At 39.3% G+C, this 14,824-nt stretch carries 16 protein-coding genes; all 16 read left to right on the top strand.

What is annotated here, in order from left to right:
* Nucleotides 1-1,025 (top strand): helicase-related protein (locus V7138_RS21415; protein WP_335401366.1); only part of this gene is annotated, 1,025 nt, incomplete at its 5' end.
* A 7-nt stretch (nt 1,026-1,032) separates the two neighbouring features.
* Nucleotides 1,033-3,906: an excinuclease ABC subunit UvrA gene (gene uvrA / locus V7138_RS21410; protein WP_335401364.1), complete on the top strand. Its 2,874-nt coding sequence runs from the start codon at nt 1,033-1,035 to the stop codon at nt 3,904-3,906.
* A gap of 261 nt (nt 3,907-4,167) precedes the next feature.
* Nucleotides 4,168-4,548 (top strand): hypothetical protein, encoded by a 381-nt coding sequence (locus V7138_RS21405; RefSeq protein WP_335401363.1) that lies wholly within the window; start codon nt 4,168-4,170, stop codon nt 4,546-4,548.
* A 180-nt stretch (nt 4,549-4,728) separates the two neighbouring features.
* Nucleotides 4,729-5,043, top strand: coding sequence for a DUF4870 domain-containing protein (locus V7138_RS21400; protein WP_335401361.1), 315 nt, complete (start codon nt 4,729-4,731; stop codon nt 5,041-5,043).
* Between the two features lie 15 nt (nt 5,044-5,058).
* Nucleotides 5,059-6,156, top strand: coding sequence for a DUF4097 family beta strand repeat-containing protein (locus V7138_RS21395; protein ID WP_335401359.1), 1,098 nt, complete (start codon nt 5,059-5,061; stop codon nt 6,154-6,156).
* Between the two features lie 10 nt (nt 6,157-6,166).
* Nucleotides 6,167-6,367, top strand: a complete 201-nt coding sequence (locus V7138_RS21390) for a PspC domain-containing protein (RefSeq protein WP_335401356.1) — start codon at nt 6,167-6,169, stop codon at nt 6,365-6,367.
* Nucleotides 6,367-6,729, top strand: coding sequence for a phage holin family protein (locus tag V7138_RS21385; protein WP_335401354.1), 363 nt, complete (start codon nt 6,367-6,369; stop codon nt 6,727-6,729). Before V7138_RS21390 ends, V7138_RS21385 begins: the two co-directional genes overlap by 1 nt.
* Before the next feature lie 110 nt (nt 6,730-6,839).
* Nucleotides 6,840-7,547, top strand: a complete 708-nt coding sequence (locus tag V7138_RS21380) for a class I SAM-dependent methyltransferase (protein WP_335401351.1) — start codon at nt 6,840-6,842, stop codon at nt 7,545-7,547.
* 13 nt (nt 7,548-7,560) lie between these two features.
* Nucleotides 7,561-8,085, top strand: coding sequence for a GNAT family N-acetyltransferase (locus V7138_RS21375; protein ID WP_335401349.1), 525 nt, complete (start codon nt 7,561-7,563; stop codon nt 8,083-8,085).
* 391 nt (nt 8,086-8,476) lie between these two features.
* On the top strand, nt 8,477-9,412 hold the full coding sequence (hprK, locus tag V7138_RS21370) for an HPr(Ser) kinase/phosphatase (protein ID WP_335401347.1): 936 nt from the start codon (nt 8,477-8,479) through the stop codon (nt 9,410-9,412).
* A 26-nt stretch (nt 9,413-9,438) separates the two neighbouring features.
* Entirely contained in the window at nt 9,439-10,254 is an 816-nt protein-coding gene (gene lgt, locus V7138_RS21365) for a prolipoprotein diacylglyceryl transferase (RefSeq protein ID WP_335401345.1), read from the top strand.
* A gap of 259 nt (nt 10,255-10,513) precedes the next feature.
* Nucleotides 10,514-11,449, top strand: coding sequence for a nucleoside recognition domain-containing protein (locus V7138_RS21360; RefSeq protein ID WP_335401386.1), 936 nt, complete (start codon nt 10,514-10,516; stop codon nt 11,447-11,449).
* Complete coding sequence (gene ppaX, locus V7138_RS21355; protein WP_335401342.1) at nt 11,439-12,086, top strand: pyrophosphatase PpaX; 648 nt, start codon at nt 11,439-11,441, stop codon at nt 12,084-12,086. The genes V7138_RS21360 and ppaX overlap by 11 nt, the downstream gene beginning before the upstream one ends.
* Before the next feature lie 7 nt (nt 12,087-12,093).
* Nucleotides 12,094-12,618 carry an acyltransferase gene (locus V7138_RS21350; protein WP_335401340.1) on the top strand — a complete coding sequence of 175 codons (525 nt, stop codon included), beginning with the start codon at nt 12,094-12,096 and terminating at the stop codon, nt 12,616-12,618.
* A 390-nt stretch (nt 12,619-13,008) separates the two neighbouring features.
* Entirely contained in the window at nt 13,009-14,181 is a 1,173-nt protein-coding gene (locus V7138_RS21345) for an ATP phosphoribosyltransferase regulatory subunit (protein WP_335401337.1), read from the top strand.
* The gene (gene hisG, locus V7138_RS21340; RefSeq protein ID WP_335401336.1) at nt 14,182-14,811 is read left to right on the top strand and encodes an ATP phosphoribosyltransferase; all 630 of its coding nucleotides are present in this window, start codon (nt 14,182-14,184) and stop codon (nt 14,809-14,811) included.
* Nucleotides 14,812-14,824 lie beyond the last annotated feature (13 nt).

The following is a 14,824-nucleotide window of genomic DNA, read 5'->3' as shown; positions in this document are numbered from 1 at the left end:
GTTCAACACCATATACATTATTGGATTATTTTCCTGACGATTTATTAATTGTTGTCGATGAGTCGCACGTTACATTGCCACAGATTCGAGGAATGTTCAATGGTGACCAAGCAAGAAAACAAGTATTAGTCGATCACGGTTTCCGACTTCCATCCGCATTGGATAACCGCCCATTACGTTTTGAGGAGTTCGAAAAACATATAAGTCAAATCATCAATGTTTCAGCAACACCAGGACCTTATGAGATTGAGCATACTGACGAAATGGTGGAACAAATCATCCGCCCAACTGGACTGCTTGATCCGATTATAGATGTTCGGCCAATTCAAGGCCAAATTGATGATTTATTAGGTGAAATCCAAGATCGCGTTAACAAAAATGAACGTGTTCTCGTGACTACCTTGACGAAAAAAATGTCTGAGGACTTAACGGACTATCTGAAGGATATTGGGATTAAGGTGAATTATTTACACTCAGAAATTAAAACACTTGAACGGATTGAAATAATTCGCGACCTTCGAATGGGTAAATATGATGTCCTTGTTGGAATTAACCTGCTTCGGGAAGGATTAGATATTCCGGAGGTTTCACTTGTCGCCATACTTGATGCGGATAAGGAAGGTTTTCTTCGATCAGAACGTTCGCTTATCCAGACAATTGGTCGTGCAGCAAGAAATGCGAACGGAAGAGTCATCATGTATGCGGATAAGATCACGAATTCAATGGAAATCGCGATTAATGAAACAAAACGACGACGTGAGATTCAAGAGGAATATAACAAGAAGCATGGTATTACTCCACAGACCATACAGAAAGAAATACGAGATGTCATTCGAGCTACGGTGGCGGCAGAAGAAACAGAAAACTATGAAGCAGCACCTAAGTTAACAGGATTAACGAAGAAGGAACGCGATAAAGTCATTGCTGACATGGAAAAAGAAATGAAAGAAGCTGCTAAAGCACTTAATTTCGAACGAGCAGCTGAATTACGTGATTTAATTTTGGAGTTAAAAGCGGAAGGATGACAGATACATGGCATTAGATAAAATTGTTGTGAAGGGCGCAAGGGCCAATAATTTAAAAAATATAGACATTACGATTCCAAGAGACAAATTGGTTGTGGTCACTGGCCTATCTGGTTCAGGGAAGTCTTCCCTTGCGTTTGACACCATTTATGCGGAAGGACAAAGACGCTATGTTGAGTCTCTCTCCGCATATGCACGTCAATTTTTAGGACAAATGGATAAACCAGATGTCGATTCAATCGAAGGGCTTTCCCCAGCGATTTCAATTGACCAAAAAACAACAAGCCGTAACCCAAGGTCAACCGTTGGAACAGTTACAGAGATCTATGATTATTTACGTTTATTATATGCGCGTGTCGGTAAACCGATTTGTCCAAACCATGGGATTGAAATCACCTCTCAAACCATTGAACAAATGGTTGACCGGATTTTAGAATATCCTGAACGGACCAAGCTCCAAGTACTTGCTCCTGTTGTATCAGGACGAAAGGGAGCGCATGTAAAAGTTTTAGAGGATATTAAAAAACAGGGCTATGTGAGAGTTCGTGTCGATGGAGAAATGCTGGAGATTTCTGACGATATCGAACTTGAAAAAAACAAAAAACATTCAATCGAAGTTGTTGTTGACCGTATCGTGGTAAAAGAGGGAGTAACTTCAAGGCTAGCTGATTCTCTTGAAGCAGCACTTCGTCTTGGAGAAGGAAGGGTCATTATTGATGTAATGGGCGAAGAGGAGCTATTATTTAGTGAACTGCATTCCTGCCCAATCTGTGGTTTTTCAATTGGTGAACTTGAGCCAAGAATGTTCTCTTTCAATAGCCCATTTGGTGCGTGTCCTGAATGTGATGGTTTAGGAAGTAAACTTGAGGTTGATCCTGATCTCGTTATTCCAAACTGGGATTTATCACTTCGCAAGCATGCAATAGCTCCTTGGGAGCCGACTAGCTCACAATATTATCCGCAATTGCTTGAAGCAGTGTGCAACCATTACGGTATAGATATGGATATGCCGGTTAAGGATATACCGAAGCATTTAATGGATAAGGTTTTATATGGAAGTGATGGCGAGGAAATCTTTTTCCATTATGAAAATGATTGGGGCCAGGTTCGTGAAAATTATATTCAGTTTGAAGGCGTACTTCGAAATGTCGAAAGACGCTACAAAGAAACGAGCTCCGATTATATTCGTGAGCAAATGGAAAAATACATGGGTGAAAAGCCTTGTCCATCCTGTAAAGGTCATCGTTTGAAAAAAGAAAGCCTTGCAGTTCAAATATCCGGAAAACATATTTCACATATTACTGACTTTTCCATTAACGAATCTTTAGAGTTTTTCTCTAATATTGAGCTTTCTGAAAAGGATATGCAGATTGCCAACCTTATTTTCAGAGAAATCAAGGAACGACTGGGGTTCTTAGATAATGTAGGACTTGATTATTTAACGCTAAGTCGGGCAGCAGGAACTCTGTCTGGTGGTGAGGCGCAACGGATTCGTCTTGCTACCCAAATTGGTTCACGATTAACAGGGGTTCTCTATATCTTAGACGAGCCTTCAATCGGTCTGCACCAACGGGACAATGACCGCCTCATTGATACATTAAAAACCATGAGGGATATCGGGAACACGTTAATTGTGGTAGAGCATGATGAAGATACCATGCTTGCAGCAGATTATTTAATTGATATTGGCCCTGGGGCTGGTACTCACGGAGGGGAAATCATCTCAGCGGGAACTCCTAAAGAAGTAATGGAGGATTCCCATTCCTTAACTGGTCAATATCTTTCAGGTAAAAAATTCATTCCGCTTCCCGTTGAAAGAAGAAAACCAGATGGCCGCTATATCGAAGTTGTTGGAGCGAAGGAGAATAACCTAAAGAACGTAACAGTGAAGTTTCCTTTAGGAATGTTCGTTGCGGTTACAGGTGTATCTGGTTCAGGTAAAAGTACATTAGTAAATGAGATCCTTCATAAATCTCTTGCGCAAAAGCTAAACCGTGCAAAAAGCAAGCCAGGTGAACATAAGACGATAAAGGGCCTTGAGCACTTAGACAAAGTGATTGATATCGACCAGTCTCCGATTGGACGAACACCACGTTCCAATCCGGCTACCTACACAGGTGTGTTTGACGATATTCGCGACTTGTTTGCGAATACAAATGAAGCAAAGGTAAGGGGCTATAAAAAAGGGCGCTTTAGTTTCAATGTGAAAGGTGGTCGCTGTGAAGCTTGCCGTGGAGATGGAATCATTAAAATCGAAATGCACTTCCTACCGGATGTGTATGTGCCTTGTGAGGTTTGTCATGGAAAACGCTATAACCGTGAAACATTAGAAGTTAAGTATAAGGATAAAAACATCTCAGATATATTGGATATGACGGTTGAAGAAGCAGTTATGTTCTTCGAAAACCTCCCTAAAATCAAACGAAAAATACAGACTCTGTTTGATGTAGGTTTAGGCTATGTCAAATTGGGGCAACCGGCTACCACCTTATCTGGTGGAGAAGCGCAACGTGTGAAGCTCGCATCTGAGTTACATCGTCGCTCCACTGGGAAGACGTTCTATATTCTAGATGAACCTACAACTGGACTACATGTAGATGACATCTCAAGGCTACTAAAGGTGTTGCAGAGACTTGTGGAAAATGGCGATACAGTCCTTGTCATTGAGCATAATATTGATGTAATTAAAACAGCAGATTATATCGTTGACCTTGGACCAGAAGGTGGAGACAAAGGTGGTACCATCGTAGGAACAGGTACACCAGAAGAAATTGCAAAAATCGAAGCCTCCCACACTGGTCACTACCTAAAACCAGTCCTTGAACGCGACCGAAAGCGAATGAAGGAATTGATTAAAGAAAAAGAAACTGTTACGAAATAAAAGCATAATCCCGATTTGCATAGAGCAAATCGGGATATTTATTTTTTTGTAAAGAGTTACTGATTTTAAACTTAAAATTAGAATATTATGGTAATCTTGAAGTATAGAATAATACTATTCGGTAATTAGTTTTGACAAGAGAGTTAGGCAAAAGTAACAAGGAGATCGTTTCTCTACGTCTACCAAATTTGTCATTTTATTAGGAATATTCCTGGGGAAAGTGGAATAAGGTACACCAAATTAATAAAAAGGGGCTCGAAAATGAAAATCACGATTCGAATCATTGAGATTCTATTGGGAACCATTTTTTTAGGTGCTGGATTAAATGGGTATGTAGTCTTGGTTGGATTTGAGCCATTTGCTCCAACAAGTCCAGCTGCAATGGAATTTTTGGGGGATGGCTATTTATTAGCATTGGAAAAAGGCGTTGAAATCATTGCAGGCATCCTATTGATCGTTCGCAGATATGTACCGTTGGCTTTGGTGATTTTAGCAGGATTAATCGTTAATATTTTGGCCTTTCATATTTTCGTAGATTCCGAGTTACTATTATTAGCTGTAATAATAACTCTTTTTGAAGGAATTTTAGCCTGGCATTACCGTGAAAGTTTTAGAGGGCTTTTAGAAAGAAAGCCTAAGTAATAAATCCATTGGGGGGGCCAATGGATTTTTTTGATAGAGAAGACAATTCATAGTGAAAGGAACAGCATGAGCGGTACCTGTAGCCCTGCAGCCATCTAAGTCTCCAGACGTATTTTTATAAAATGTTGAAACCAATCTTGATTAGGTTTCGTATATAGAGGTGTAAAGGGGAGATGTAGAGTGGATACGGATAAATTAATAGCAGCGTTGTGTTACTTCAGTATTTTCTTTGCAGGGTTTATATTACCAATCGTCGTTTATATTCTTGTACAAAATCCAGCAGTTAAAAAGCATGCCCTCCATGCATTAATTTCACATATTATTCCGGCAGCTACAGTCGTTTTTATCATCATTCCGTTTTTCTTTATGTGGTCGGTGGAGGCTTTTGCAGCAGCCATGGTGCTGATTTTCATCCTGTTAGCCATTATTAACATTGGAATTGTGATTTGGAACATTGTGAAAGGAATTCAAGTATTAGCCCATGATTCATTTTAAAGGAGGAATTTACTTATGAAAGAGGAACAAAAACGTATTTTAAAGCTAGTTGAAGAAGGAAAACTGACAGCTGAGGAAGCCATTATTCTAATTGAAAAACTGCATTCAGGTGAAGATTCAGCGGATCCCGCACAAGACATAAAAACCGAACTATCAACTCAGGTTCAATTCGAGCAATCCCAACAACAACATAGTTCATATGAACATAAAGGCACAGCCAAACACAAATTTATGGATTTTATAGATACTGCACTAAAAAAAATCAAGGACCTTGATCTTGACTTTAATTTTGGTACTGCAGTTGATGTGAAACATATCTTTCAACATAAGGACGTATATATTACCAAGCTTGACCTAGATGTTTCAAATGGTAGTATCACCATTATTCCGTGGGAAGAGCGGGATGTTCGTGTTGAGTGTGAAGCAAAAGTATACAACATTGAAAATCAGGAACGTGCCCGCAAGGCTTTTTTAGAGGATGTCCTATTCTCGATTGAAAATGGCGCGCTTCGTCTATCGATTCAAAAAAAGCAAATGAAGGTTCATGCGAAAATCTATGTTCCACAGGAAAACTATGAAAGTATTAAGGCACGCATGTTTAATGGACCAATTTCAGGGGGAAATTTACGAGTAAAGGAATTTCGTGCAAAAACTGCAAATGGGGCCATTACCATCTCAAACTTCGATACTGATTCAGTTGAAGTAGAAACAGCAAATGGTCATATAAAAGCCAATCAAATCACGAGTAAAGATTTTGAAGCTGAAACAATTAATGGTACAGTAACAGCAACAGGTCTTTTTGAAAAAGTAGATCTCCAAAGCTTTAACGGAAATATTACGTGCGACCTTCAAGGGGATGTCTGCCACACCGCATTTGTAAAAACAACAACAGGCGGTATTGATATGTTTATTAGTAATGACTACCAGGTTGATGGGGAGTTAAAATCAAATCTTGGTAACTTTAAGTCAGAGCTTCCAATGATGTCAATCATTGAGGAGAAAAACGAGGTTGTCCAGAAGTCTCTTCGCTTCAAGGCAAATGAAGAGAAGGCGCAAAAGCTACATCTATTTGCTGAAACAAAAACAGGATCTATTACGATTAAACCACTTTGAGGTGTTTATTATGAAAAAGAAGTTATATCGTTCAACACGAAATCGAATGCTAGGAGGAGTACTTGGTGGTCTAGCAGACTACACCGGAATTGATGCATCCCTTTTACGGATTCTGGCGGTCGTTGGGTTCATTTTAGGTGTTGGTTCATTAGGTCTCATTTATCTCGTTTGGTTATTTATTGTGCCGAATGAAGGAGATGTATATAAATAATGAGATGGCTTGCTAGCATTATTGTAAATACAATTGTACTCATGGTTGTCGCAGGCTATGTCGATACCTTTCATTTAGAAGGCATCGGCGCAGCGATTACGGCAAGCATCATCCTATCGATTTTAAATGTGATCGTCAAGCCTATTCTCATTCTGTTAACCTTACCTGTAACGGTTCTATCATTAGGATTATTTTTATTCGTAATCAATGCAATTACCTTAATGCTAACACAATCCCTAATGGGTGACAGCTTCGTCATCGAAGGCTTCGGAACAGCATTATTGGCAGCTGTCATTATATCCATACTAAACCTACTGATTCAAAAAGTAATCGTCGAGCCACTTCAGGAGAAGAAGAAATAATGCCTATCAAATTTGATAGGCATTTTTACGTGTGTTAAACCAAGCAGGATTAGTGTTTCTTTTGTTGAACTTTATATTAATTAAGGTGGACCAGGAAAGGGGGGAATGTTTTGAGCAAAATTAAATTTATTCGGGAAGAAGAAAAGAAATACCATGATTTTTGTTATGAAAACTATAAATTGTTTGAAGAGGGCTCTTGGTTATACAAGCCTGTTAAAACAGTTATGGACCTGCTACCTTTTTTTCAAGATAAAAGGAATCTATCTGTATTAGATTTAGGCTGTGGAGTCGGAAGAAACAGCATCCCAATCGCTAAGGAAATCAAAAACAAAGAGGGCAGTGTGGTATGTGTTGATTTGTTATCTTCGGCTATAGAAAAGCTAGGTCACTATTCTAAAGAGTATGGGGTAGAGGACGTCATCGAACTAGTAAAAGCAGACATAGAACATTATCAAATTATGAAAAATCACTTTGATTTCATCGTCGCCGTATCGAGTATTGAACATGTATCCTCCGAACTTGTTTTTGATAAAGTTGTAGAAGGAATGGCACAAGGTACAAAAAAGGAAGGTATCAATTGTATCATTGTAAATTCAGAAGTATCCGAAACTGATATGGAAACGAATGAAAAGCTCGATGCGCTGATGGAAATAAATCTTAAAACTGAAGATATGTTAAATAAGTTAAATCATTTCTATAAGGGATGGAAGGTTATCAATCAACTAGTTAAGCCACTAGAATATGAAATAATTCGAAATGGTAGAAATATATTATTAAAAACGAATGCAATTACTTATGTGGTTAGAAAAATATATTAAAAGGAGTTCAATAATGTTCCCGATACTAGAAACCGAAAGACTGAGATTAAGAGAAATTGTACATAGTGATGCTCAAGAAATCTTTAACTGTTTTTCTAATCATGATGTAACACGTTTCTACGGACAAGAACCTCTAACTGAGTTGAAACAAGCGGAGCAGTTTGTGGAATTCGTTGCAAAGAACTATAAAGAAAAGCGAGGCATCAGATGGGGGATTGAATTAAATGAAGGAGAGGGACTCATCGGGACAATAGGCTTTAATGCTTGGTCTCCTAAACATAAACGGGCGGAGATTGGTTACGAACTTTACCCTAGCTACTGGCAAAAAGGTTACGCTACTGAGGCTGCTTCTCGTGTCATCTCATATGGCTTTAACGAACTTGGCCTAACCCGAATCGGTGCGGTTGTATTTCTTGAGAATAAAGCATCAAATGACTTAATAAAAAAGCTCGGTTTTGAACATGAAGGTATTTTGCGAGGGTATATGTATCAAAATGGAGTTGCGTATGATACTAATGTATACTCGTTGCTGAAATGATGAAATACAAAGACATTCTATTAGTGGAATGTCTTTAATTTCTTTGATTAAGTATCTCGAAGACAAATCAAACTAGTTTCAATCAAATTGTCTCTGAGCCAGCGACTCGTGGACAAATCACACAGAGTATTAAACCAAATTGTCCTCGATCAACTCACATCGTAAATAATTAGGTAAGTAGACAATTTAACCCTGCCACCTCACCAAAAACCACATCCAGAACATTCTTCCCCAATTTTAGTAAGAAAAGTTTTGGCGTTACACAGAAAAATGCTAAAATGGAGAATGAGTTTGAATACAAACCATTTTAATGATATACAAGCCCGTTTAAGCAAGAAAACGAGGCTTTTTAAAATAAATCTACACGAATGACAATCAAGGAGGTACGGATGTGCCAAAAGTTAGTACGAAAGATTTAATTGAGAAATTCAAATTAGAGTTGATTAGTGGAGAAGAGGGAATCAATCGCCCAATCACTACAAGTGATATATCAAGACCGGGTATCGAGCTTGCTGGCTTTTTTAATTACTATCCAGCAGAGCGGATCCAGCTTTTAGGAAAAACAGAGCTGACCTTTTTTGAGAAATTGTCACATGATGAAAAGGTGTACCGTATGGAGAAGCTTTGTACTGATATTACACCGGCAATTATTATTTCGCGAGATATGCCAGTGCCTCCAGAGTTAATCGAGGCATCTGAGCGTGAATCCGTTCCTGTCATTAAGTCACCGATGAAAACGACAAGACTCTCAAGTAGGATTACAAACTTCTTAGAAAGTAAACTTGCACCAACAACGGCGGTTCATGGTGTTCTCGTGGACATTTACGGTGTTGGGGTTCTAATCATCGGTAAAAGTGGCGTTGGTAAAAGTGAAACAGCACTTGAGCTTGTAAAACGTGGGCATCGTTTAGTAGCAGATGACTGTGTCGAAATCCGCCAAGAGGATGATGATACGCTCATTGGAAGTGCACCAGAATTAATCGAGCATCTCCTTGAAATCCGGGGGCTTGGTATCATCAATGTAATGACCCTATTTGGTGCAGGAGCCATCCGTAATTTTAAACGAATTACGTTGGTTATCAACCTTGAGCTTTGGGATCAGACAAAACAATATGATCGACTTGGGCTTGATGAAGAAAAAATGAAAATCATTGATACTGATTTAACGAAATATACAATTCCTGTTCGTCCAGGGCGAAACCTTGCCGTTATCATAGAAGTGGCAGCCATGAATTACCGTCTAAAACGAATGGGCTTAAACGCAGCAGAGGATTTTACAAATCGTCTTTCAAGTGCAATCGAATATGGGGAACACGATGACATGTAGACAAATTGAACGAGGGAGTTGAGAAAATGGATCGAAACATACAACCATTAGACCCAACATTTTTAGAACTGGGCGCACTACGGATTCAATGGTACGGACTTATTATCGGGCTAGGAACCATGCTTGCTCTTTATCTAGCGATCAAGGAATCAGAACGCAGAGGCTTGCATAAGGATACATTTATGGACCTCATGCTATTTGCAGTGCCGATTGCGATAATAAGTGCAAGAATTTATTACGTTATTTTCAAATGGGATTATTATTCACAAAATCCTTCCAAAATCATTGCGATTTGGGAGGGTGGGATTGCCATTCACGGTGCCTTGATTGGTGCCGTCATAACAGCAATTGTGTTTGCGAGGGTAAAAGGTATTTCCTTCTGGAAAATTGCTGACATTGCAGCACCAAGTATTATTTTAGGTCAAGCTATTGGGCGTTGGGGGAATTTTATGAACCAAGAAGCGCATGGTGGCCCGATTGCGGAAGAAAATATCCAAACCTTCTATAATGTGCTGCCAGACTTTATTATGGACCAAATGTTTATAAAAGGCGTGTACTATCACCCAACTTTTTTATATGAGTCTGTTTGGAGCTTAGTTGGTTTTGTTTTATTGTTAATGCTTCGAAAAGTCAATTTGCGACGTGGGGAAATGTTCCTCACCTATGTCATTTGGTATTCAATTGGTCGTCTATTTGTCGAAGGTCTGCGCACAGATAGCTTAATGCTTGGTGATATTCGAGTGGCCCAGTTGGTTTCAATTGTATCGATAGTTGGAGCACTCATCATACTGGTTTATCGACGAAAAAAAGGGTATTCAAATGAACGTTATTTAGAGAAATAACTTTATTCAGTAGTTGTATCCAATTTGAATTAGGTGGTGCTACTGGGAAAGAGTAAACTCAGACTGAATAAAGTTAATGCCTCCGGCGGATGCCACAGATTTTCAAAGGAAACTTTTCGAGCGTAAGATCAAAGACTAAGAACGCCACTTCCTGTGGCAACGTGTTTGTGACCCACATCGTGTGGGCCTAAAAAATCTGGGCGCAAATACGCCAAGGCGTATTTGATTTTACTAAAGGGAGAGGGAAAACTTGCTAGACATGATCAAGAGAGGCTTCATAGTAGGATTAAAGACTACTTGGACATTGGGGAAGGTAATTTTTCCTGTTACCCTGCTTGTTACATTGCTTCAGCATACACCTGTGCTAGATTGGGTGATTAAGTGGATTGCTCCAATTATGGGCTGGTTTGGTTTATCAGGTGATGCAGCCATACCGCTAGTTTTAGGAAACTTTTTAAACCTTTATGCGGGAATTGGTGCCATTTTAACCCTAGATTTAACTGTGAAAGAAGTATTTATATTAGCCGTCATGCTCTCATTCTCACATAATATGATTATCGAGTCTACTGTGGCTGCAAAAGTAGGAATGAAGATTTGGATTATTGTAGCAGTGAGACTTGGTCTGGCGTTTAGCTCTGCTTTTATTATTAATCTAGTTTGGAATGGTGGTAGTGAACTAGCAAAATATGGACTTGTGTCAGGTAAAGAGGAACAAATTACTGGCTGGGGCAGTATTCTCTTAAATGGTATTGAAAAAGCATCATTTGGGATATTGCAATTAGCGATTATTGTTATCCCACTTATGGTTGTAATCCAAATTTTAAAAGATTTAAAGTGGTTGGATGTCTTCTCAAAATGGATGGCTCCAGTCACGAAGGCACTTGGAATGAAAGAAAATACATCAACGACATTAGCAACAGGTATTTTGTTCGGCCTTGCTTTAGGTGCAGGTGTAATGATTCAGGCGGTAAAAGAGGATAATGTAAGTAAGAAGGATGTTACATTGGCATTGATTTTCCTAGTGTCCTGTCACGCGGTTGTTGAGGATACGCTAATTTTCATCCCACTGGGTATCCCGGTATTACCGTTACTGTTGATACGCATAATAACGGCAACCATTTTAACGATGGCAGTTGCCTTTATCTGGAAACGTGTCGAGCAAAATAGCAGAAAGGAACCTATTTATGGCAATTAACACACTTTTATTTGATTTAGATGGAACATTAATTGATACAAATGAACTGATTTTACAATCTTTTTTGCACACTTTTGAAACATACTTCCCAGAGCGTCGCTATACGCGGGAGGAAATATTACCGTTCAATGGGCCAACCTTACATGAATCATTCTCTTCCGTTGACCCAGAGCGCGCCGAAGAAATGATTGCAGAATATCGCAGATTCAATCATGAAAAGCATGACGAACTCGTAACGGAATTTCCAGATGTGTTTGATACGATTAAAACACTTAAGGAAAAAGGCTATAAAATCGGAGTTGTCACAACAAAGGTAAGAAATACAGTTAATATGGGATTAAAACTAACAAAGCTTGATCAATTCTTTGATGTCGTCGTTACATTAGATGATGTCAAAAATCCAAAACCAGATCCTGAACCAGTATTGTTGGCTTTAAAGCTTTTAGGCTCAACCCCAGATGAAGCCATTATGGTTGGCGACAATTATCAGGACATTGTAGCCGGTCAAAATGCAGGCACAAAAACTGCGGGAGTTGCTTGGTCTCATAAAGGGAAAGACTTCTTAATGGAATACAAACCTGATTTTATGCTTGAAAACATGAGTGATCTATTAGATATTGTTTTGGTAAAAGGATGAAAAAATTGTGAAACGACGAACTAAACGTTATGATGTTTCAGGTCCCAATTCGCTTTGGCAAATCTACAAAACGGTTTCTTTTTGGAAGGTCGTAAAAAACTTTATTGTCATTCAGTTGGCGCGCTATACGCCGTTTTTAGGAATGAAAAATTGGCTGTACCGCACCTTCTTACGAATGAAGGTTGGCGAAAAAACGGCATTCGCCCTTATGGTAGTGCCAGATATTATGTTCCCTGAAAAAATTAGTGTCGGCAGCAACTCGGTTATAGGTTTTAATACAACGATCTTGGCTCATGAATACTTGATTAAGGAATATAGACTTGGTGACGTCAAAATTGGTAGTGAGGTCATGATTGGTGCGAATTCAACAATCCTGCCAGGCGTTGAAATCGGTGACGGAGCGATTGTGTCAGCGGGCACATTAGTTCACAGAGACGTCCCAGCCGGCAGCTTTGTCGGCGGAAACCCGATGAGAGTGATTTATACAAAAGAACAACGGGAACTGCGTGAGAAAGAGGAATCTGACCATTGAATATGGGTTGGTTCCTTTTTTTATGCAATTTCCCCCTTTCCTCTTTCTCCTTCTTCTAGTGAATTTTCTATTTCCAACATCTGTCTCCTTTTCTTCCTCTCTTGCTTACAAAATTCCGAGCAACTTATCCACTTTATTCACACAATCTACAGTTGCTTTATTTTTTTATCCACAATACCCACAGAGTCCACATTTTTATACACAAAATTCACATTATTCACACCAATAAAAATCCAATCCACTACATTTTTACATTTCCGTTGACGGATGTTAGGGATAGGTGTATTATATACTTTATCTTGGTAGTATATTAGCGAACTAAAGTAAAATGATAATTTTAGAAAAATATGAGAAAATAAATAAATACAAACTTTGGTGGTGACGAAAATCGTGTTTATGTTTGAAAAACCGTTAGGGATGAGAGATACATTACCGGCTTTATATGAAGCGAAAAAGAAAATTCGCGATGCAATGTCCACTCAAATCGAACGCTGGGGGTATCAATTTATTGAAACTCCAACACTTGAATACTATGAAACAATCGGTGAGGCATCGGCGATCCTTGACCGTCAACTTTTTAAGTTATTGGATTCACAAGGTCATACACTTGTCCTTCGACCTGATATGACAGCTCCTATTGCTCGAGTAGCAGCTTCTCGCTTATATAAAGGGGAGTATCCATTACGGATTGCTTATTCGGCAAATGTGTTCCGTGCCCAGCAGCATGAGGGTGGAAGACCTGCCGAATTTGAGCAAATCGGGGTTGAGTACATTGGTGATACGACAACAAGTGGAGATGCAGAGGTTATATCCCTTATGATTGCTTCACTCAAGCAAGCGGGACTTACCAATTTTACCGTGCCTATTGGCCATATTGGCTATGTAAAGGCACTGTTTATGGAGATTGTCGGAAATGAAGCAAGAGCTGATATCCTTCAGCGCTATTTATATGAAAAAAATTATGTTGGCTATAGAGAACATGTGAAAGGTTTGCCTCTCTCATCCATTGACAAACAGCGTTTACTCTCTCTTTTACAATTAAGAGGAAATGACTCGAAAATCGCTAAAGCAAAAGAACTAGTTGATTGCGAAGAGGGAAAAAAGGCAGCCGAAGAGCTTGAAATGCTTTGGAAAAAGTTAGAGGCATTCGGTGTAACGGAGCATGTTAAGGTTGATTTCAATCTAGTTAGTCATATGAGCTATTACACAGGGATTCTTTTCGAAATTTATGCGGAAAATGTTGGCTTTTTAGTTGGAAACGGTGGTCGCTATGATCACTTATTTGAAAAATTTGATCGTCCCGCACCAGCGACAGGCTTTGGAATTCGAATTGACCGTCTTCTGGAAGCACTTGATTTACCTCAGGATGAGCCGGAAATTCATTGTGTGATCTTTAGTGCAGAACAACGAGACGAAGCAATCCGTTTTGCGATGAATAAGAGAGAACAGGGTGAACGTGTTATTCTTCAGGATATCGCTGGAATTAAGGATGTAGATGCGTGCACGAGTGCTTTTGCCAAAAACACCTTTTTCTTAGGAACGACAAGAAAGGAGGAAGCTTAAATGAATGACAAACTAACAATCGCGATGCCGAAGGGACGAATTTTTGAAGAAGCGGCACAGCTTTTGCAAAAAGCAGGCTACAAGCTTCCACCTGAATTTGAAGATTCCAGAAAATTAATAATCGACGTCCCTGATGAACCATTTCGATTCATGCTAGCAAAGCCAATGGACGTAACTACTTATGTAGAGCATGGCGTGGCAGACCTCGGAATTGCCGGAAAAGATGTAATGCTCGAGGAAGAACGAGATGTGTATGAAGTACTTGATTTGCAAATTAGCAAATGCTATCTCGCGGTTGCGGGGCTTCCAGAAGTGAAAATTAAAGGGGTCGCACCTAAAATTGCAACGAAATATCCAAATGTCGCCTCCAGTTATTTTCGTGAAAATGGGGAGCAGGTGGAAATTATAAAATTAAACGGCTCCATTGAACTCGCGCCTTTAATTGGATTAGCCGACCGTATTGTGGATATTGTATCAACAGGCCGCACATTAAAGGAAAACGGATTAGTGGAGCTTGAACATATCGCGGACATCACTTCCCGTCTAATCGTAAATCCAGTAAGCTATCGCTTAAAGGATCAGCAAATTGACGATATCGTGGAACGACTATCGAAAGTAGTATCCCAGTAGAAAGGATCGACAC

It is taken from the genome of Bacillus sp. JJ1533 (genome assembly GCF_036965045.1).
Classification (GTDB): Bacteria; Bacillota; Bacilli; order Bacillales; family Bacillaceae_L; genus Ferdinandcohnia.
Note: the sequence above shows the minus strand (reverse complement) of the source record. Positions and strands in the feature narration are given on the sequence as shown.

Coding starts and splice junctions, on each gene's coding strand:
- uvrA (WP_335401364.1), top strand. CDS start 1,033: ATGGCATTAGATAAAATTGTTGTGAAGGGCGCAAGGGCCAATAATTTA.
- V7138_RS21405 (WP_335401363.1), top strand. CDS start 4,168: ATGAAAATCACGATTCGAATCATTGAGATTCTATTGGGAACCATTTTT.
- V7138_RS21395 (WP_335401359.1), top strand. CDS start 5,059: ATGAAAGAGGAACAAAAACGTATTTTAAAGCTAGTTGAAGAAGGAAAA.
- V7138_RS21390 (WP_335401356.1), top strand. CDS start 6,167: ATGAAAAAGAAGTTATATCGTTCAACACGAAATCGAATGCTAGGAGGA.
- V7138_RS21385 (WP_335401354.1), top strand. CDS start 6,367: ATGAGATGGCTTGCTAGCATTATTGTAAATACAATTGTACTCATGGTT.
- V7138_RS21375 (WP_335401349.1), top strand. CDS start 7,561: ATGTTCCCGATACTAGAAACCGAAAGACTGAGATTAAGAGAAATTGTA.
- lgt (WP_335401345.1), top strand. CDS start 9,439: ATGGATCGAAACATACAACCATTAGACCCAACATTTTTAGAACTGGGC.
- V7138_RS21360 (WP_335401386.1), top strand. CDS start 10,514: ATGATCAAGAGAGGCTTCATAGTAGGATTAAAGACTACTTGGACATTG.
- ppaX (WP_335401342.1), top strand. CDS start 11,439: ATGGCAATTAACACACTTTTATTTGATTTAGATGGAACATTAATTGAT.
- hisG (WP_335401336.1), top strand. CDS start 14,182: ATGAATGACAAACTAACAATCGCGATGCCGAAGGGACGAATTTTTGAA.